At 49.3% G+C, this 19,517-nt stretch carries 18 protein-coding genes; 13 read left to right on the top strand and 5 right to left on the bottom strand.

Annotated features, from left to right (window positions below):
• The 12 genes from sitC to SK39_RS16465 all read left to right on the top strand — a co-directional run bounded on the left by sitC (position 1) and on the right by SK39_RS16465 (position 13,714).
• Positions 1-858: an iron/manganese ABC transporter permease subunit SitC gene (gene sitC / locus SK39_RS16515; protein ID WP_048217208.1), complete on the top strand. Its 858-nt coding sequence runs from the start codon at positions 1-3 to the stop codon at positions 856-858.
• Positions 855-1,703, top strand: coding sequence for an iron/manganese ABC transporter permease subunit SitD (gene sitD, locus SK39_RS16510; protein ID WP_032938329.1), 849 nt, complete (start codon positions 855-857; stop codon positions 1,701-1,703). Before sitC ends, sitD begins: the two co-directional genes overlap by 4 nt.
• 766 nt (positions 1,704-2,469) lie before the next feature.
• Positions 2,470-2,799 (top strand): DMT family transporter, encoded by a 330-nt coding sequence (locus SK39_RS16505; protein ID WP_225623509.1) that lies wholly within the window; start codon positions 2,470-2,472, stop codon positions 2,797-2,799.
• Complete coding sequence (locus tag SK39_RS16500) at positions 2,796-3,125, top strand: DMT family transporter (protein ID WP_008322725.1); 330 nt, start codon at positions 2,796-2,798, stop codon at positions 3,123-3,125. Before SK39_RS16505 ends, SK39_RS16500 begins: the two co-directional genes overlap by 4 nt.
• Before the next feature lie 13 nt (positions 3,126-3,138).
• The gene (gene cutC, locus SK39_RS16495; protein ID WP_003840305.1) at positions 3,139-5,517 is read left to right on the top strand and encodes a choline trimethylamine-lyase; all 2,379 of its coding nucleotides are present in this window, start codon (positions 3,139-3,141) and stop codon (positions 5,515-5,517) included.
• Positions 5,480-6,454 carry a glycyl-radical enzyme activating protein gene (locus SK39_RS16490; RefSeq protein ID WP_003037447.1) on the top strand — a complete coding sequence of 325 codons (975 nt, stop codon included), beginning with the start codon at positions 5,480-5,482 and terminating at the stop codon, positions 6,452-6,454. The genes cutC and SK39_RS16490 overlap by 38 nt, the downstream gene beginning before the upstream one ends.
• Before the next feature lie 284 nt (positions 6,455-6,738).
• Positions 6,739-7,506 carry a winged helix-turn-helix domain-containing protein gene (locus SK39_RS16485; protein WP_003840308.1) on the top strand — a complete coding sequence of 256 codons (768 nt, stop codon included), beginning with the start codon at positions 6,739-6,741 and terminating at the stop codon, positions 7,504-7,506.
• A complete protein-coding gene (locus SK39_RS16480) occupies positions 7,503-7,982 on the top strand; it encodes a hypothetical protein (RefSeq protein WP_048217207.1) in 480 nt (159 codons plus the stop codon). Before SK39_RS16485 ends, SK39_RS16480 begins: the two co-directional genes overlap by 4 nt.
• 527 nt (positions 7,983-8,509) lie before the next feature.
• Complete coding sequence (locus tag SK39_RS16475; protein WP_032938330.1) at positions 8,510-9,595, top strand: efflux RND transporter periplasmic adaptor subunit; 1,086 nt, start codon at positions 8,510-8,512, stop codon at positions 9,593-9,595.
• Complete coding sequence (locus SK39_RS16470; RefSeq protein WP_003034209.1) at positions 9,595-12,648, top strand: efflux RND transporter permease subunit; 3,054 nt, start codon at positions 9,595-9,597, stop codon at positions 12,646-12,648. Before SK39_RS16475 ends, SK39_RS16470 begins: the two co-directional genes overlap by 1 nt.
• Before the next feature lie 15 nt (positions 12,649-12,663).
• Positions 12,664-12,822, top strand: a complete 159-nt coding sequence (locus SK39_RS27590; protein WP_228051124.1) for a hypothetical protein — start codon at positions 12,664-12,666, stop codon at positions 12,820-12,822.
• Positions 12,803-13,714 (top strand): AI-2E family transporter, encoded by a 912-nt coding sequence (locus SK39_RS16465; protein WP_231593820.1) that lies wholly within the window; start codon positions 12,803-12,805, stop codon positions 13,712-13,714. The genes SK39_RS27590 and SK39_RS16465 overlap by 20 nt, the downstream gene beginning before the upstream one ends.
• 82 nt (positions 13,715-13,796) lie before the next feature.
• Here SK39_RS16465 and SK39_RS16460 read toward each other — a convergent pair whose 3' ends face one another.
• Positions 13,797-13,940: a hypothetical protein gene (locus SK39_RS16460; protein WP_003034206.1), complete on the bottom strand. Its 144-nt coding sequence runs from the start codon at positions 13,938-13,940 to the stop codon at positions 13,797-13,799.
• A 152-nt stretch (positions 13,941-14,092) separates the two neighbouring features.
• Here SK39_RS16460 and mutS point away from each other — a divergent pair, with 152 nt between their 5' ends.
• A complete protein-coding gene (mutS, locus tag SK39_RS16455; protein ID WP_016150901.1) occupies positions 14,093-16,654 on the top strand; it encodes a DNA mismatch repair protein MutS in 2,562 nt (853 codons plus the stop codon).
• A 109-nt stretch (positions 16,655-16,763) separates the two neighbouring features.
• On the opposite strand, the gene SK39_RS26080 is transcribed toward mutS, so the two are convergent.
• From SK39_RS26080 to SK39_RS16435, 4 genes are all read right to left on the bottom strand, one after another.
• Complete coding sequence (locus SK39_RS26080) at positions 16,764-16,916, bottom strand: Hok/Gef family protein (protein ID WP_003034202.1); 153 nt, start codon at positions 16,914-16,916, stop codon at positions 16,764-16,766.
• Between the two features lie 240 nt (positions 16,917-17,156).
• Positions 17,157-17,393 (bottom strand): non-oxidative hydroxyarylic acid decarboxylases subunit D, encoded by a 237-nt coding sequence (locus tag SK39_RS16445; protein WP_032938336.1) that lies wholly within the window; start codon positions 17,391-17,393, stop codon positions 17,157-17,159.
• Positions 17,394-17,403: 10 nt separating this feature from the next.
• Positions 17,404-18,831 carry a non-oxidative hydroxyarylic acid decarboxylases subunit C gene (locus tag SK39_RS16440; RefSeq protein ID WP_003846554.1) on the bottom strand — a complete coding sequence of 476 codons (1,428 nt, stop codon included), beginning with the start codon at positions 18,829-18,831 and terminating at the stop codon, positions 17,404-17,406.
• Positions 18,831-19,424, bottom strand: coding sequence for a non-oxidative hydroxyarylic acid decarboxylases subunit B (locus SK39_RS16435; RefSeq protein WP_048217206.1), 594 nt, complete (start codon positions 19,422-19,424; stop codon positions 18,831-18,833). The genes SK39_RS16440 and SK39_RS16435 overlap by 1 nt, the downstream gene beginning before the upstream one ends.
• Positions 19,425-19,517: the final 93 nt, after the last annotated feature.

Here is a 19,517-nt window from a genome sequence, read left to right as displayed (position 1 = left end):
ATGAACTGGCTGACAGAGCCGTTTAGTTACCAGTATATGCTCAACGCCATGTGGGTCTCGGCGATGGTCGGCGGCCTGAGCGCGTTTCTCTCCTGCTATTTGATGCTCAAAGGCTGGTCGCTGATCGGCGATGCGCTGTCGCACTCTATTGTTCCGGGCGTGGCAGGCGCTTATATGTTAGGGCTTCCCTTCGCGCTTGGCGCATTTCTTTCCGGTGGGCTGGCAGCGGGCAGTATGCTGTTTCTCAATCAACGTTCACGCCTGAAGGAAGATGCGATTATCGGGCTGATTTTTTCGTCTTTCTTCGGTATCGGGCTGTTTATGGTGTCGCTCAATCCGATGTCGGTGAACATCCAGACCATTATTCTCGGTAATATCCTGGCAATTGCGCCGGAAGATATTCTGCAACTGGCCATCATAGGGGTTATCTCGCTGACTATCCTGTTTTTGAAGTGGAAAGATCTGATGGTGGTCTTTTTTGATGAAAACCACGCGCGCTCTATCGGTTTGAATCCGGGCCGGTTGAAGCTGTTGTTTTTTACGCTGCTCTCCGTTTCAACGGTAGCCGCCCTGCAAACCGTCGGTGCATTTCTGGTGATTTGCCTGGTGGTTACGCCCGGAGCGACGGCCTGGCTGCTGACCGATCGTTTTCCACGCCTGCTCACCATCGCCGTAGCTATCGGCAGCCTGACCAGCTTTTTCGGCGCCTGGCTGAGCTACTGGCTGGACGGCGCAACCGGCGGAATTATCGTCGTTCTGCAAACATTGCTGTTCCTGCTGGCATTTGTCTTCGCACCAAAACATGGTCTGCTGGCGAATCGCCGACGCGCCCGACTGGTGAACAAGGAGTCAGTATGATCTTAACAACGCTATTAGAACCCTTTCAGTTTAGCTTTATGGTCAATGCGCTGGTTATCTCCACCATTGTCGCCGTGCCCTGCGCGCTGCTGTCGGTATTTTTAGTTCTCAAAGGCTGGGCGCTGATGGGCGATGCCATGAGCCACGCGGTTTTCCCGGGAATTGTACTGGCGTGGATTGCGGGTATCCCACTGGCAATTGGCGCATTTATCGCTGGATTGTTCTGCGCGATAGCAACTGGATACCTCGACGATAACAGCCGCATTAAGCGCGACACCATCATGGGCATTGTTTTCTCCGGGATGTTCGGTGCGGGACTGGTGCTGTATGTTTCCATTCAGTCGGAAGTCCATCTCGATCATATTCTGTTCGGCGATATGCTCGGTATATCACTGACCGATATCATGCAAACAATGGCGATCGCTTTGGGGATCGCGCTTATTATTGGGCTTAAGTGGAAAGATCTGCTACTGCATGCGTTCGACCCGCATCAGGCAAAGGCCAGTGGGCTTAACACTGCACTGCTACATTACGGCCTGCTGTGCATGATCGCCCTGACGATTGTCGCCACGCTAAAATCAGTAGGGATTATTTTGTCAATCTCCTTACTGATTGCGCCTGGCGCCATTGCGATTTTAATGACGCGGAAATTTTCCCACGCCTTGTGGCTGGCGGTGATTATGTCGGTCGTTACCTCGTTTATGGGCGTGTACCTGTCTTTTTTCATCGACAGTGCACCGGCCCCCACCATCGTCGTACTATTTTCACTGCTGTTTGTGATGACCTTTATTTATTCCACCCTGCGCGATCGCCGTTTAGAACGGCAACGCCTGCATGATGTATAAATAATGCTTCATAATATGTCAGCTAATGATGTTTATGCCTCTAGAGCCTCGTTTCCACATCCTGACGGGTATTATCGTTATTCCATAAGATAAAAAAGAGCAACCACGAAATGAAAGAGTAATTTGATACAAACTTCACCGGCCACACCACAATGGTAAATTAGGGTGTGGCATTGATACTTGAAGTTCATCTGTTAAAGATAAAGAAATCGACTCATTAACCAGTTTTTAATTAACTATCTAATTTTATGATCATTATTTCTCCACTCACTGAAGAAATATAATCTGCAGGTTTATAGATAAATCCATACAACATCGGCAAAGCTCATATCACACCCCAGAAAATAATTAATAATTTTTTATTAAGCCATACTAGTGCGGGTTATGGCTCCAAAATCCTTCGCCGCACCAAACACCCCATAACTGAACCGTATATACACTCTAAGCATTCACGTACGCTCTTTGAGCTGCCTGGGCAGACATTAATCTCAAAGGTTAAATTACATCAACATCATTATTTAGCCTGCACTTCGGGAAATGATATCAGGCATAAAAGCAATACTGAGAGGTACTCGTCCCATATCATTAAAAGATGAAATTTAACGCTTCATAAGCAAACAAACAAAGAATAAAAAACTATAATCGCCAATTTTTTCGAATTATATAGATAGAAAAATAAAAATACTGTTTCATGTCCGTCATCCAATCCGACCTGTAACCAGGCTCATTAATCAGGAAAGTTAATATGACGTTAAGAAAGACATACATGAAACTTGCTCTGGCTATTTTGTTCGAAATATTTGCAACAACTATGCTGGTCCTTTCTGAAGGATTTACTCGCATCCTTCCTTCTATTTTATCCATAATAGGGTATGGGCTTTGCTATTATATCCTAACTTATGTATTTCGCAGAATGCACCTTGGCGTTGCTTATGCGATCTGGTCTGGTGTGGGTATCGTCGCAGTAAATATAATTGGCGTGTTAAATTTCGGCTATTCAATAAGTGGCGGCCACTTACTGGGCATGTGGTTAATCGTCGCCGGAGTTATTGTTATTAATTTTTCCGCAAAATATAAAACGATGGAAAACACATGATTCAAATAATACTCATGAGTACAACATGGTTATTTATTGCCATTCTTACTGAAGTTTTTGGTACTGCTATGCTACCCAAAACCCGACATTTTCGGAGACTCGCCCCAACCATATTTTGTGCGTTAAGTTACGTAGTTTGTTTTTATGCCCTGGGGCAAGCAATGAAATTAATGACACCAGGTATCGCTTACGCAATCTGGTGTGGTATGGGCACAGTATTAATTACTGTGATAAGTAGTATTTATTACGACATGCATACCAGCATATTTGAAAAAGCAGGTATTGCACTGATCCTGAGTGGCACGCTGCTGATGGGATTTGCATAAAAGGAGTTATTAAATGGAAAAGCAACTTACCGATCGTATTGACGCCCTGAAAGCCCAATATTTCAGCGCAAAGCCGTTTATCTCTGTTTCAAGGGCACAGGCGGTTACAGAGGTCTATAAAAACAACCCCGGGCTGGATCTGATTATGTTACGGGCACTTGCCTTTCGGCGCGCCTGCGAACGGGCACCTTTATGGATTGCCGAGAATGAGCTTATTATCAGCCACCCGGCAGGCGGTCCGCGCGGTGGAGAAGTATCACCTGAGCTCAGCTGGCGCTGGGTAGCTGAAGAACTGGATACCGTAAAAGAGCGTAAACAGGATCCCTATCAGATAAGTGACAGCGCAAAGCGTATTCTCAGAGAAGAAATCTTCCCTTTTTGGCGCGGTCGCTCGCTGGATGAAATCGCGGAAACTCAACTCCGTCATGCAGGCCTCTGGGAATGGTGCAATGAATACGGCGTCTGCGACGTAACCATTAAAACCCAGAATGGCGGAGGTGATACCTGTCCGGGTTACGACACGTTATTACTGACAGAAGGTATGGGCGGTTTGCGTGACAGGGCTATTCACGCAATTGAACAGCTAAGTTTAACCTGCGCAGAAGATATGGAACGCCACCAATTTTATCTGGCAACGAAAGAGACCTGCGATGCGGTGATCCATTACGCCCATCGTTACAGCGACTACGCCGCACAACTGGCTGATGAACAAACCGATCCTCAACGCAGAGTAGAACTGAACCGTCTCGCTGACATTTGTCGCCGTGTACCTGAACACGCGCCGCGTAATTTTTATGAGGCGCTTCAGTCCCTGTGGATTGTACAGTCTCTGTTTTGTCTTGAAGAAAACCAGACCGGTATTTCACTGGGACGCGTCGATCAGTATCTCTGGCCATTACTGGAGCGTGACCTGGCAGAAGGGACATTGACCCATGCCCACGCAGAAGAATTACTGTGTTGCTGGATGATTAAAATGGCAGAGAGTTTGTGGATCTGTAGTGAGTCTACAGCAAAATATTTCGCTGGATATCAACCATTTATCAATATGGTTGTTGGCGGGCAAAAACGTGAGGGCGGCGATGCTACTAATCAGCTGACAATGATGATTATGGCCTGCTCACGGAAATTGAAAATTTATCAACCCAGCCTGGCTGTAAGGATACATAACCAGTCGCCGTGGCACTATCTGCGGGAAATTGTGGAAGTTATCCGCGGGGGAACGGGTTTTCCGGCCTGCCATTTCGATGACGCGCATATCAAAATGATGCTGCGCAAGGGATTTGATTATGAAGATGCACGTGATTATTGCCTGATGGGCTGTGTTGAGCCTCAAAAGTCCGGAAAAATGTATCAATGGACATCTGTAGGCTATACCACGTTTACTCGGCCACTGGAACTGGCGTTTAGTAATGGTTATGGGCCACAGGGTGAGCGTATCGGTCCTCAGACCGGCGAACTGACAGAGATGACCAGTTACAACGATTTTGAAGCGGCAGTAAAACAGCAACTGGCGGCTATTACGGCTAAAGCGGCCCAAGCCACACTCATCATTCAGAAGTTGCACAGACAGTATGCCCCAAAACCGCTTATTTCCTGCCTGATTGAGGGATGCCTGGAAAAAGGTCGCGATGTTACCGCGGGCGGAGCGTGGTTAAACAACGGCCCCGGGCTTATCTGGACAGGTCTGGCTGATTTAGCGAACGGGTTGATGGCCATTAAAAAAGTGGTGTATGAGCAAGAGCAGGTCACTTTGTCTGAGCTGGATGAAGTGTTGAAAGCCAATTTTGTTGGGCATGAAGCGCTTCGCCAGCGCTGCCTGCGAGCACCGAAATACGGCAATGATATTGCAGAAGTTGACGAACTGGCGCGTTCCCTTATTCATTACACTGAGCAAGAGCATCGCCGCTATCACATGCTTTATGGCCGCTTCACGCATGGCACGCTATCTATTTCAAATAATACGCCGTTCGGACTGGCAACCGGTGCGTTACCTGGCGGCAGACTGGCTCATAAACCTCTGGCCGACGGAATAAGCCCATCGCAGCAAACCGATATCAATGGCCCGACGGCAGTGATTAACTCGGTGAGCAGGATAAACGTTGAAGAGATGGAAATCGGCATGGTGCATAACCTCAAACTAATGCACGGTATGTTGGAAAGCGATGAAGGCATTAATCAACTGATTAACCTGCTTCGCACCGCCAGTATGCTTGGTAATGGGCAAATGCAGTTTAGCTACGTCGATAATGAAGAGCTGAAGCGCGCGCAGGCACGTCCGGAGGAGTATCCGAATTTGATGATTCGTGTGGCCGGATATAGCGCATTTTTTGTTGAACTCAGCCGTGAGGTGCAGGATGAAATCATTAGCCGTACCGTTCAACATGAATGCTGAGCCGCTAACAGGCCGCGTCTTTAATATTCAGCGCTTCTCGTTACATGATGGCCCGGGTATTCGCAGCGTCGTATTCCTTAAAGGATGTCAGATGAGCTGTATTTGGTGCGCGAATCCCGAAGGATTGCGTCAGGATAATGACGTGCTGTGGCGTGCCAGTAGTTGCCAGCACTGCGGGGCCTGCGTTGATGCCTGCCAGAAAGGTATTCATCAGTGGAGTAATAAGAATCACGTTATTGATCCCAGTATGTCGTGTGATGGCTGCCGTCTTTGTGAAGAAGCTTGCCCGTCCCAGGCGCTTAAGATTGTCGGACGTCAGATGTCAGTTGATGAGGTACATCAAGAGGTCGTAAAAGATGTAGCTTATTATCAGTTATCAGGAGGAGGCGTTACGCTCAGCGGCGGTGAAGTGATGCTTCAACCGGATTTTGCAGTCCAGGTACTACAAAACTTACGCCGGGAGGGTATCCATACCGCGGTGGAAACGGCAGGGTTCGCCCCCTGGTCAGCGGTTGAGAAAGTCAGTACTGTGGCTGATCTGGTGCTCTATGATCTCAAGCTGGCGGATGACACACTTCATCAACGATTTACCGGGGTCAGTAATATCCGTATTTTACGCAATCTTGAAAAATTACTGACGTTGAATACTCCAGTACGCCTGAGGATCCCAGTAATTCCCGGCGTTAACGATTCATCACATGAAATAAATAATATGCTCCTGCTTATCAGCAATCTTACTGCCGGAAAGACATCTTTTCAGGGTATTGATTTATTGCCTTACCATGCTTACGGCGTACAAAAATACTCACTGCTGGGACGCGATTACCCGGCCAGTACTATTATCAGGAAGGGTACAGAAAGTAATGGCGCAACATTCCTTCAGATTGCAAAAGACAGAGGAATCTCCGCTACGCTTTCAACCAGCCTGGTGGGTTAAAAGAACTGTGCCGCAATTGCACAACTTTGGCTTAACAACATTACTCATTTTTTCAGCAAACTGTCTGTTATCTGTAGTGATTTTGCTTATAAGCTAATAACTGAGAATATTACTACTTCGGGCTAAATTCATTAGCAACTGTTAAATTCGTTAATAATTACCAGTTATATTGATGAGAATTTTCATAAATGTAACAAATATACGGGAGGCAATTTAGCGCATAATCACCCGGATATCTGTGTTATAATTTTCTGTAATAACGCAGGTATCTGGTAATTGCCAATATGATTTTTTTAATTGCGGAGAAAATAAAGTTTAATCCAGAGGATGGATCGCTAACCCATTGCGCCACAAAGGAAACGGTAAAACTCACCCTAACGGCCAGCCGCTTGCTGGAAACCCTATTAAGGGCGTCAGAAGGGATACTATCACGTGAGAAATTATTAACTATGGTCTGGGACGATTATGGTTTACAGGCGTCCAATAGCAGCCTTAATCAGTATATCAGTATCTTACGTCGCGCATTATCTGCATTCGGCTGTGAAGAACTGATAATTACTGTACCGAAGATGGGGTTCAGGCTAAATCCTGACATCACACTTCAGTTAACCCAGACAGTGCCGCTCAGTATACCTGAACAGGTCACTTCTCAACGTACCGGGAAACTGTTTTCTTTAAAAAATGCGTACCTCACGATGATTATCGTTCTGACATTATTCATTTGCGGTGCGATCGTTTTTTTTAATACCGTCTCATCGGTCAGTACCAGTCACTACCCGTTGTATAAAGACAGTCTGGCGACCGGGTGCGAGGTGGTGTATATGAAAAATCTGAGTGAGCGAGATCGGGAGAAAGCCAGGAAGAATATTGCTGCCATTCTTAAGGACAATGCCGCCACCTGCGGCCCTGAACAAAAGGTGATATTTGACAGCAATGACTCCTTTACCGCGCAAAGCGCCGGGCGCACCCTTTTTTCGCTTTGCACAGCAGGAAAAAATAATCAAATTATCGCGTGTGACAACGTCTACTACCACAACTGGAAGCAATCATGAAAATTAAATGGATAGTGTGCATGGGTCTTGTCCTGATTGCTGTCTGCCTGGGTGTTTCATTTAACTATGCCCATGGAATCAGTAACTTCAAATGTACGAATCAGTCACGCTATCGTATAACAAGAAATTCAGTGGTATATGATTTCTATGTTAAGCAAACCATTCAATTATATGAAGATAATACGGGTTTTATTTCATTTAATGGTAAGGTTGCGGGAGGCGATGTAACACAAAGCGTGAGCCGTAAAATTCTTCTGCGGGATGGTCATCAGATAGATAACCATACTCTCCAGTACCAGAATGACGGCGTTCGCAGATTACCGGCAGATCATGTTGAGGATGATATTTTTCAAATCTTACTGGCAGAAGTCAGCGGTGATGACGCAACCCTGATTTTTGAGCGAGAAAGAATTGATAACCACGCCTGGCTTATCGGTAATCCGGATGCCTGGGTTCTCACTTGTGTTGAATATTAAAACAATAAAAGCGTGACTGCAGAGTTAAATAATTAAACCTGTAATGACATTAAATCACTTCCTTTGTTTTAATATTAAATCACAGCAGTATTAAACAACATCCTGAATTTACCATACCATGTACCAGTGGCTACCCCTCATTACGGTTGCGGATACGGTATTAATTAAAAATTACATATTAAAGAACCTGTTAAGTATTAGTGAGATTGGAATTCACAATTTATCAGAGATCCGGTTTCATCTAAATATAACATTGTTATATACACAGTGATATTGAAGGCGGCGAATGAAATTTTACCAATAAGAATTTGAATTAACTTGTCCATTCCTCCGGAGTAAGGACCGTGTTGTATCTGTTTCTTCTTGTACGACAAGAATGCATGTAACTAGCGGAAAAACTAAAGGAAGTTATATACCAACCAAACTGAGTCTGCATTGTGTCAGCCTCTGGCTGGCATTCTGCTTTCATTCGCTCACATATATAACCCTACAAAATTAATTACATCATTATCGCTGAGGATATAAAATTGGCTCGTTATTTACCCCTGATTATCTTTGCCGTTTTTTTAATTACAGCGTGCGAGCAGAAAGATATAGATTTACCCATTCAGCCTCGCACAATTAAAGTTGTGGAGGTGGGAAAGTCTGAAAAGTCCCGTCAACGTATTCTCCCCGCAAGAATTGAGTACAGTGATTCCACCGCACTATCTTTTGAACGCTCGGGCCGTATTGAATGGCTTGATATCCGCCAGGGAACTCCAGTGGCGAAAGGACAAGTGATCGCCCGGCTCTCTAGCGATGAAGCCCGGCAACGGGTAAAAGAACGGCAGACCACCGCCGACCTCGCACAGCGACAGTTTGAACGCTTCCAGGCATTGTCTGCGCGCCATGCCGTCTCACGTGATGAGATGGATGTACAACGTGCCAAAAGAGATGCTGCAAACGCGGCGCTACAGATCGCTCGTGAAGAACTGAGCCAAATGATACTCACCGCCCCGTTCTCCGGTATCGCTGTCAGTGTAAATGCTCGAAGCCATCAGGTTGCGACAGCCGGACAAACTATCGCCACTCTGGCTCGCACCGACATGCTCGATGTGGCATTCAGCGTACCGGAAAACCTGTTTACCGCAATGGACATTCGCAATGTGACCTATCGACCACTGGTGCAAATCACTGCACTGCCTGGCCGCCAGTTTCAGGCTGATTACAAAGAGCACTCGGCTAGCAGCAACAATAACACGCTCACCTGGAAGATGATTTTAACCATGCCACGACCGTCTGACTTCCCTGCTGTTGCTGGGGTCAGTGGTACGGTCACCATCGATCTGTCAAAACTGCCAGTCAGTACCTTGCGTGAAAAGCTGGTCGTGCCAGTTGAAGCTGTGTTTAACCCGGACAACAGCCCACTCAATCACCCCCACGTCTGGGTGGTAAAGGGCAGCGGCGAGCAGCTTACGCTGGAAGAACGCAGTGTAACCACTGGTGAACTCACCGAGGGCGGTATCGTAATAACCCACGGTCTAACAAACGGTGAACGGGTGGTCGCTGCCGGGGTTAATGAAATACATGCTCAGCAGCAGGTCCGTATCTGGACACGTGAAGGGGGACTGTAATGGATATCTCCCGACAGTTTATTAATAATCCCGTCCGTGTCTGGCTGCTCATTCTGTTACTAGGTATCGGCGGTATTTTTGCACTACTTAACATCGGTCGTCTTGAAGATCCAGAGTTTGCTATTAAAAGCGCCGTAGTTGTTACCCTCTATCCAGGGGCATCCGCCGAGCAAGTAGAAGAAGAAGTAACACTGCCACTGGAAAAAGCCCTGCAGCAACTGCCCTATCTGGATAACATCAGTTCGATTTCATCCAACGGGATGTCGCAAATCACAGTGAACATCGCTTCGCACTACCACTCGGATAAATTACCCCAAATCTGGGACGAATTACGTCGTCGGGTAGGTGATGCAGGACGCGTATTTCCGCCTGGTGTCATGCAGCCTTTCGTAAACGATGATTTTGGCGATGTTTTTGGATTTTTCTTCTCAATTTCCGGTGACAATTTCAGCAATAAAGAGCTTGCACAATATGCCGAACAGCTGCGACGTGAGCTGGTACTGGTGCCTGGCGTAGGCAAGGTCATGACCGGAGGAATCATAACGTCACAGATCAATGTAGAGGTGTCACTGATAAAAATGGCTGCGCGCGGCATCACGCCGGCTCAGCTATCCGCTGCGCTGAGTCGACTGAATGTTGTGTCAAACGCTGGGGTGATAAAATCTGGTACAGAATCAATCCGTATACATTCCACTGGCGAATTCGAAAATCTTGATGAACTGGGCCATCTACTTGTTAGCCCAGCGGGTGACAGCGCCAGCACACGCCTGAAAGATATAGCCACACTCACGCGCGGTCTCGCTGATTCGCCCTCCAGCATTTATCACGCCAACGGTCAACCCGCCGTGATGATGGGGGTATCATTTATACCCGGAGTGAATGTGATTGACGTGGGACAAGCGCTGAAATCTAAGTTACTACAGATGTCTGAGGAAAAACCCGCCGGTATACAGATCGGTGTATTTTACGACCAGTCTGCTGAAGTGGCATCTTCAGTAAATGGCTTTCTTACTAATTTTCTAATGGCGCTAACGATAGTCATCGGAATATTGGTGATATTCATGGGGCTGAGCAGCGGCATTATTATAGCCCTGTCATTAGCGCTCAATGTGCTGGGCACGTTGTTTATTATGTATCTGTGGGGACTTGAGCTTCAGCGCATCTCCCTGGGAGCGCTGATAATCGCGCTGAGTATGCTGGTAGATAATGCGATAGTGGTTGTGGAGGGATTACTCATTTCGCGTCAGCAGGGCGTGTCAGGGGTAAAAGCGCTAAACTTAATTATTCGGCGATCCGCACTTCCGCTGTTGGGAGCCACAATTATTGCTATCCTGGCATTTGCTCCTATTGGCCTGTCACAGGACTCAACGGGCGAATACTGTAAATCGCTGTTTCAGGTATTGTTAATTTCACTGATGCTGAGCTGGTTCACGGCCCTAACCATTACGCCAGCACTGGTTAAATGGTGGCTATTTAAAACCGAATCCCCTCTTAAGCAGCCATCAGAATTCGCTCCCTATAGTGGCAGTTTTTACCGACTCTATCAGCGTATCCTGAATACACTGTTGGCACACAAAACAGCCACACTTTCAGTCATGGCAGTACTGCTGGCGTTGGCAATCTGGGGCTTTGGCTCGGTACGACAAAATTTCTTTCCTTCAGCCAGTACACCGATTTTTTTTGTGGATCTGTGGCTACCTTATGGTTCGGACATCACCTCCACGGAAAAGATGGCTAGTGATATTGAAAAAATAATTGACGGTCGCCCGGGCGTGGTTTCCACGGTGTCAACGATAGGTCATGGCAGCATGCGGTTTATCCTGACTTACAACGGTCAGCGCCAGTACAGCAATTACGCACAAATCATGGTAAGAATGGACAATGAGCGCAATATTGGGGTACTGACGAGCCAGTTGGATACCGTTATCGCGCAGGATTACCCGCAGGTCAATGCCAGTACCAATCGCGTGATGTTTGGCCCTGCGGGCAGTAGCAGTATTGAGGTACGCATCAGAGGGACAGCGCCCGATATCATGCGCCAGATTGCCAGCAAAGTAAGTACTATTCTGGCCGACAATCGCGATACCAGTAGTGTAAGTAACGACTGGCAAAACCGCAGTAAAGTCATTCGCCCACAATATAATCCAGTGCTCGGTCAAGAGTTAGGTGTGGATAAAAAAGAAGTAGATGACGCGTTGGAAATGAATTTTTCCGGCAGTCGCATCGGGCTATATCGCGAAGGCACGGATATGATGCCGATAGTCGTGCGTCCGCCCGAAAACGAGCGGCATGACATTAATCATCTTAATAATGTCCAGGTCTGGAGCCAAAATCAGCAACGCTACATTCCGCTCAGTAACGTGGTCGATGGGTTCATATTACAGTGGGAAAATCCACTGATTCTGCGTCGCGATCGCAGCAGGGTTATGACCATCATGACCAACCCTGACCCACTGAGCAATGCCACTTCCGCCGATATTCTGGCACGCGTTCGCCCACAGATTGAACAGATTCCGTTGCCGCACGGTTACAACATTACGTGGGGAGGAGATGCGGAAAGTTCAAGCGAGGCACAGCAAGGCCTGTTCTCTACCCTGCCGTTAGGTTATCTGGTGATGTTCACCATTACCGTGTTGATGTTTAGTTCGCTGAAAAATGCTTTCGCCATCTGGCTTACCGTGCCGCTGGCATTAATTGGCGTCACAACAGGGTTTTTACTTATCGACATTCCGTTTGGCTTTATGGCCCTGATAGGTTTGCTGAGTCTGAGTGGAATGTTGATCCGTAACGGGATTGTCCTGGTTGAGGAGATTGAGCATCAGAAACAGGTGAAGCCGCAACATGAAGCGCTTATATCCGCCGCCACTTCACGTTTACGTCCTGTTCTGCTCACAACCTTCACCACTGTACTGGGTTTCGCGCCGCTGCTGAGGGATGTCTTTTTTCAGGGCATGGCCGTGGTTGTTATGTTTGGTCTGGGTTTTGCGACAATCCTTACCTTAATGGTTCTGCCGGTCCTCTATGACTGCCTGCACCGTCCGGAGACACCATGAAACATCACGGGGTAAATGTTAAAAATCGACAGGCTGCTTGTCGTTTACAGGAGAACAGACGTCAATGCATCAGAGCGGGTTAAAATCATTAACGCCCCTTATTCAGGGGCTACTTTTGCTGACATGTTTGACCATACTATTGGCTGGATTGCACATGGCAGCACCACTGGTTAATCAGGTCCTCCTGGCGCTGTTTCTCGCCGTGATGCTTGATCCACTGATCGAACGCCTGGAGAAACACGGACTCCCTCGACTCCTTACTTCGCTATCAGTGATTGTGGCTCTGCTGTTACTGATCGTTATTATCATCAGCTCGCTCAGCGCCTCAGCACCGGGGTTAATTCAGCTCAGTCGCCTGGCATCGGTTCAGATCGCCACCCAGCTTCATGCTCTGACATTTTTTCTGAGCGAGGCGGGTATTTTCCTTTCCACCAATCTGGTGCTTAGTTTCATCGATACCAGTGCCATACTTCGTCTGATAACCAGCCAGCTGTCGCTGATTCCGGGCATGTTGTCCTGGTGGCTGATGGTATTTCTTATGCTGCTATTTATGTTGTACGAACTGCCAGTGTTAAAAACCACTCTGCGCACCACTCAACATCGTTCGGGTGTGATCCGTGCGCTGCTGGAAGGCATACAAAGCGTGATCGTTTATGCACGCGTAAAAACGCTGACGGGACTGCTCGGTGGCCTGGTTGTCTGGGCCGCCGCCTGGCTACTGGGTTTAAAGTTTGCTTTTCTCTGGGGCATGCTGATGTTTATTTTCAATTATGTCCCGGTGGTCGGCTCCTTACTTGCCGCGATTCCGCCGGTCCTTCAGACGATGATCTTTTTCGATATACAGGCCGGCCTGTTGGTCGTTGGATTTTTCGTGGTGCTAAACCTTTCCCTGAGTTCAGTGATGGAACCACTTATGCTCGGCAAACGGTTGAATTTACCACTGACGGTTCAACTACTGGCATTCCTGATCTGGCAGGCACTACTTGGCATAACTGGAGCTATACTGGCCATTCCACTCACCTTTTTACTGAAAAAAGTGTGGCAAGCATTACGTGAACTGGAATGACGTATATATGCAGACGAGAGAAGTTGTGGAAAGTTACCAATTTTAAACTGAATAAGTTTACCAGTCGGGGACTCGCGTAACGTTAGAAAAAAGACTTCATCCTGGTGGCACCAGATGAGAGACGTAAACCACGATTTTCGCCTACGTCAGCTTCATCTTTGCCACCAGGCTTCATCATTTTTACCGCTTTAAACGAAAGTGGCTTTCCCTCTTGTTTTCCTGCCATAAAGACTCCGTTATCATGCACCTCATACCGTCATGAAATCCTACTATTAACTGTAGGATTTCATGATATTCGATGAGACAACGTGAAACCTAATGATAACCATAAAATTCACTAACTCATGAAAAATTAAGAAATATGGACATCACACTCCAATGAGTACAATAGAAAACCTAGACTCTCACACCCCAATGATGCAGCAGTATCTCAAGCTGAAAGCCCAGCATCCGGAGATACTGTTGTTTTACCGCATGGGCGACTTTTACGAACTGTTTTATGACGATGCGAAACGCGCGTCTCAGCTGCTTGATATCTCCCTGACCAAACGCGGCGCATCAGCAGGCGAGCCTATCCCGATGGCGGGCATTCCTCACCATGCGGTAGAAAACTACCTCGCCAAGCTGGTCAATCAGGGGGAATCTGTCGCTATTTGTGAGCAAATCGGCGATCCGGCAACCAGCAAAGGTCCGGTTGAGCGTAAAGTGGTACGCATTGTCACGCCTGGCACCATCAGTGATGAAGCGCTGTTGCAAGAACGCCAGGACAACCTGCTGGCTGCCATCTGGCAAGACAGTAAAGGCTACGGCTACGCTACGCTGGATATCAGCTCAGGGCGTTTTCGCGTCAGTGAACCCGCCGATCGCGAAACCATGGCCGCAGAGCTGCAGCGCACCAACCCTGCTGAATTGCTGTATGCCGAGGATTTCGCTGAAACCTCACTGATTGAGGGGCGTCGCGGATTACGTCGTCGTCCACTTTGGGAATTTGAAATCGATACTGCTCGCCAGCAGCTGAACTTGCAGTTTGGCACGCGGGATCTGATTGGTTTTGGCGTGGAAAACGCCCCGCGCGGATTATGTGCTGCTGGCTGTCTGCTGCAATACGTAAAAGATACCCAGCGCACCTCGCTGCCGCATATTCGTTCCATCACCATGGAACGTCAACAGGACAGCATCATTATGGATGCCGCCACGCGCCGCAATCTGGAAATTACCCAGAACCTGGCGGGTGGCGTTGAAAACACGCTGGCTTCAGTACTCGACTGCACCGTGACGCCGATGGGCAGCCGTATGCTCAAGCGCTGGCTGCATATGCCGGTCCGTGACACCAAAGTCCTTACCGAGCGTCAACAGACTATCGGCGCGCTACAGGATTCCACCAGTGAATTGCAACCCGTGCTGCGTCAGGTAGGCGATCTGGAACGTATCCTGGCGCGTTTGGCCCTGCGTACTGCGCGTCCGCGCGATCTGGCCCGTATGCGTCATGCCTTCCAGCAATTACCGGAACTGCGCGCGCAACTGGAAAGTGTAGACAGTGCCCCCGTGCAGATGCTGCGCGAGAAAATGGGTGAGTTTGCAGAGCTGCGTGAACTGCTGGAACGCGCCGTTGTGGAAGCTCCGCCAGTGCTGGTTCGCGACGGTGGCGTCATCGCCCCGGGCTATAACGAAGAACTGGACGAGTGGCGAGCGCTGGCTGATGGCGCAACTGACTATCTGGACAGACTGGAAATCCGTGAGCGCGAGCGCACCGGTCTGGATACGCTGAAGGTTGGGTTTAACGCCGTTCATGGCTACTACATTCAGATCAGTCGCGGGCAGAGCCATCTGGCGCCGATTAACTATGTGCGTCGCCAGACGCTGAAAAACGCTGAACGCTACATTATTCCGGAACTGAAAGAGTACGAAGACAAAGTTCTGACGTCAAAAGGCAAAGCACTGGCGCTGGAAAAACAGCTGTACGATGAGCTGTTCGACATGCTGTTGCCGCATCTGGCTGATTTGCAACAGAGCGCCAGCGCGCTGGCGGAGCTGGACGTACTGGTCAACCTTGCAGAACGCGCTTATACCCTGAATTACACCTGCCCGACCTTCACCGATAAACCCGGCATTCGTATTACTGAGGGACGTCATCCGGTGGTTGAACAGGTGCTAACCGAGCCGTTTATCGCCAACCCGCTTAACCTCTCGCCTCAGCGACGGATGCTGATCATCACCGGTCCGAATATGGGGGGTAAAAGTACCTATATGCGCCAGACCGCGTTGATTGCGCTGTTGGCGTACATCGGCAGCTACGTTCCGGCGCAGAAAGTGGAAATAGGCCCGATCGATCGGATCTTTACCCGCGTGGGCGCGGCGGATGATCTGGCATCCGGTCGTTCTACCTTTATGGTAGAAATGACCGAAACCGCCAACATTCTGCATAACGCCACCGAGAACAGCCTGGTACTGATGGATGAGATTGGACGCGGCACCTCCACCTACGACGGCCTGTCGCTGGCATGGGCGTGCGCGGAAAACCTGGCCAATAAAATCAAAGCATTAACGTTGTTTGCCACCCACTACTTCGAACTGACTCAGTTACCGGAAAAAATGGAGGGCGTCGCGAATGTGCATCTGGATGCATTAGAGCACGGCGATACCATCGCCTTCATGCACAGCGTACAGGATGGTGCGGCGAGCAAGAGCTATGGTCTGGCAGTAGCAGCCCTGGCTGGCGTGCCGAAAGAGGTTATTAAACGCGCGCGGCAAAAACTGCGCGAACTGGAAAGCATTGCGCCAAACGTTGCTGCGACCCAGGTCGATGGAACACAGATGTCGCTGCTTTCAGTGCCTGAAGAAACCTCGCCCGCCGTTGAAGCGCTGGAAAACCTCGACCCGGATTCACTAACGCCTCGCCAGGCGCTGGAGTGGATCTACCGGTTGAAAAGTCTGGTGTAACGTTGTAATGCCCGATGGCGCTTTGCTTATCGGGCCTACGGCAACGCGAGAATGGGTGCAAGAGGACGAAACCAGACCATCAAGACGCGGGGTTTCCCCCGCGTTGTTGCTACTTCTTCGGTTCGTAAGCGAGAACAGCTTTAAACTCCATACCACGTTCTTTAATACTTAACTCGCACAACGAATCTCGCACCATTAACGTGAATCCCAGCGCCGTGAAACACAGCACTACAATTGCCACAAGGGCATATTTTGTCAGCATGTCTTGCCTCCCTGCAAAGAAGAGACTAACATCCAAAGGGTCTAGGTTTGTACGTTAGCCTCAGGTTGATAGAACTATCTCCTGGGGCTTTTGTCTTTCCGGGACCTTGCCAATGCTCAAAGCCCAGAAAGCCTCAAGCACCCGCAGCTATTCTATTCCCGATGCCGCTGTAACAAATCAATTTATCAATACGTTACGAGTCTACTCGCAAAAAAGACCCGGAATCCCGGGCCTTCAGTATTAGCGCTTATCTTCCGCCAGCAGCGGTGGAATACTCGGCACCATCGGTGCGTCATCCATATCTTTTTGCGTCATACGAAACGCCTCCGGGTAGTGCTCGCGGCTGGTACGACGTAGCGGTTCGGTATTACGCCATGTATACAGACAATGCTGGCACTGATATACCGTCCAGACACCTTTTACCGGCGAGTTTGCCATCACTTCAATATGTTCATCGGCACAACGTGGACAAATCATCTGCTACTCCTTATTTACGGTTGGCCAGCATGGCGGTCAGTTTTTCTGCCCAGGCTTTCGTTTCCGGTAAATCACATACCGGCTGGCTGTAGTGCCCACGGTTATCCGGCGCGACCGGCGTGGTAGCATCAATAATTAACTTGTCGGTAATCCCCGCCGGACTGGAACCCGGATCAAGCTCCAGCACCGACATATTCGGCAGTTGCACCAGATCGCCCGCCGGATTGACCTTCGAAGACAGCGCCCACATCACCTGCGGCAGGTTGAACGGGTCAACATCCTCATCAACCATAATCACCATTTTCACGTAACCCAGGCCATGCGGCGTCGTCATTGCGCGCAGCCCCACCGCGCGGGCAAAGCCGCCGTAGCGTTTTTTGGTGGAGATAATCGCCAGCAAACCGTGGGTGTACATGGCATTCACCGCCTGCACTTCCGGGAACTCGGCTTTCAGCTGTTGATACAGCGGTACGCAGGTTGCCGGCCCCATCAGGTAGTCAATCTCCGTCCACGGCATCCCCAGATATAGCGATTCAAAAATCGGTTTGGTGCGATAAGAGACTTTATCGATACGTACGACCGTCATATTACGTCCACCGGAATAGTGCCCGGTAAACTCGCCAAATGGCCCTTCGATTTCACGCTTACGGCTTTCAATGACCCCTTCGAGGATCACTTCCGAACCCCAAGGTACGTCAAAGCCGGTAAGCGGTGCGGTAGCGATCGGGTACGGGCTTTCACGCAGCGCTCCCGCCATTTCGTATTCCGACTGATCGTACTTCAGCGGCGTGGCCCCCATCAGGGTGATGATAGGATCGTTACCCAGCGTGATGGCAATCGGCAGATCTTCACCGCGCTCTTCAGCTTTATGCAGATGCAGCGCGATATCATGCATCGGCACCGGCTGCAGGCCAAGCTTACGTTTGCCCTTCACTTCCATACGATAAATGCCGACGTTCTGTTTGCCGAAGTTGTCCGGATCCAGCGGATCGCGCGACACCACGCAGGCTTTATCAAGATAGAAACCGCCGTCACCATCGTTCAGACGAAACAGCGGCAGAATATCAAACAGGTTGATCTCCTCACCATCAACACAGTTTTCAGCCCACGCCGGGTTGGCACGACGCTCCGGCGTAACCGGAAATTTATCCCAACGGCGAATAAACTCATCAATTTGTTTTTTCACCGGCGTATTGGGCGGCAGGCCTAATGAAATGGCATGATTCTGCCATGAGCCGATAGTATTCATCGCCACGCGGGCGTCGGTAAAACCACGAATATTGTCAAACCACAGCGCTGGCGCACCATCACCAATACGTCCGGTCGCGTTAGCCGCCGCAGCCAGATCCGGCTCAGCGTTGACTTCTTCACTGATTTTCAGCAATTGTCCCTGGTCGTCCAGCGCTTGTAAAAAGCTGCGCAAATCATCAAATGCCATTATTCATTCTCCTGTGAAAAATTCTGCGCCTGCCGTAAACCCTGCCAGCGACGGGCGTTTGGATGCTCCAGACCAAACTGATCGAGCACACGCGCAACGATATGCTGAGTGATGTCATCGACCGTTTGCGGGTGGTTGTAAAACGCGGGCATCGGCGAGACCATCGCCACGCCCATGCGGGAAAGTGCGAGCATGTTTTCCAGATGAATAGTGCTGAGCGGCATTTCACGCGGAACCAGAACCAGCTTGCGCCCTTCTTTCAGCACCACATCAGCAGCGCGCCCCACCAGTCCTTCCGCGTAGCCTGCTCGAATACCGGCCAGCGTTTTCATACTGCAGGGGATAATGATCATGCCGTCAGTACGAAACGATCCTGAGGATATGGTCGCCGACTGGTCCGCCGGGTTGTGGCAATAATCGGCCAACGCCGACACATCACGGACGCTGTACGGCGTCTCCAGTTCAATAGTGGTTTTGGCCCACTTTGACAGCACCAGATGGGTTTCTACCCCCGGCATTTCCCGCAGCGCCAGCAATAGCGACACACCAAGCGGTGCGCCGGTCGCCCCGGTCATTCCTACAATCAGTCTCATTTCGCCCTCAATTTTGTTCGTGTACGAACATTTTGATTAAAATACTCCCTCGATGCATTCCGGACAAGAGCACCTCGCACAGATTGCTAAAGC

Origin of the sequence: Citrobacter sp. BIDMC107 (assembly GCF_001037575.1) — a bacterium.
Lineage (GTDB): Bacteria > Pseudomonadota > Gammaproteobacteria > Enterobacterales > Enterobacteriaceae > Citrobacter > Citrobacter freundii.
The sequence above is the reverse complement of the archived record's forward strand: the minus strand, read 5'-3'. Positions and strand labels throughout refer to the sequence as shown.

Coding starts and splice junctions, on each gene's coding strand:
- SK39_RS16485 (WP_003840308.1), top strand. CDS start 6,739: ATGATTTTTTTAATTGCGGAGAAAATAAAGTTTAATCCAGAGGATGGA.
- SK39_RS16470 (WP_003034209.1), top strand. CDS start 9,595: ATGGATATCTCCCGACAGTTTATTAATAATCCCGTCCGTGTCTGGCTG.
- sitC (WP_048217208.1), top strand. CDS start 1: ATGAACTGGCTGACAGAGCCGTTTAGTTACCAGTATATGCTCAACGCC.
- SK39_RS16480 (WP_048217207.1), top strand. CDS start 7,503: ATGAAAATTAAATGGATAGTGTGCATGGGTCTTGTCCTGATTGCTGTC.
- SK39_RS27590 (WP_228051124.1), top strand. CDS start 12,664: ATGTTAAAAATCGACAGGCTGCTTGTCGTTTACAGGAGAACAGACGTC.
- mutS (WP_016150901.1), top strand. CDS start 14,093: ATGAGTACAATAGAAAACCTAGACTCTCACACCCCAATGATGCAGCAG.
- SK39_RS16445 (WP_032938336.1), bottom strand. CDS start 17,393: ATGATTTGTCCACGTTGTGCCGATGAACATATTGAAGTGATGGCAAAC.
- SK39_RS26080 (WP_003034202.1), bottom strand. CDS start 16,916: ATGCTGACAAAATATGCCCTTGTGGCAATTGTAGTGCTGTGTTTCACG.
- cutC (WP_003840305.1), top strand. CDS start 3,139: ATGGAAAAGCAACTTACCGATCGTATTGACGCCCTGAAAGCCCAATAT.
- SK39_RS16435 (WP_048217206.1), bottom strand. CDS start 19,424: ATGAGACTGATTGTAGGAATGACCGGGGCGACCGGCGCACCGCTTGGT.
- SK39_RS16460 (WP_003034206.1), bottom strand. CDS start 13,940: ATGGCAGGAAAACAAGAGGGAAAGCCACTTTCGTTTAAAGCGGTAAAA.
- SK39_RS16500 (WP_008322725.1), top strand. CDS start 2,796: ATGATTCAAATAATACTCATGAGTACAACATGGTTATTTATTGCCATT.
- SK39_RS16505 (WP_225623509.1), top strand. CDS start 2,470: ATGAAACTTGCTCTGGCTATTTTGTTCGAAATATTTGCAACAACTATG.
- sitD (WP_032938329.1), top strand. CDS start 855: ATGATCTTAACAACGCTATTAGAACCCTTTCAGTTTAGCTTTATGGTC.
- SK39_RS16490 (WP_003037447.1), top strand. CDS start 5,480: ATGAAATCATTAGCCGTACCGTTCAACATGAATGCTGAGCCGCTAACA.
- SK39_RS16465 (WP_231593820.1), top strand. CDS start 12,803: ATGGCAGCACCACTGGTTAATCAGGTCCTCCTGGCGCTGTTTCTCGCC.
- SK39_RS16440 (WP_003846554.1), bottom strand. CDS start 18,831: ATGGCATTTGATGATTTGCGCAGCTTTTTACAAGCGCTGGACGACCAG.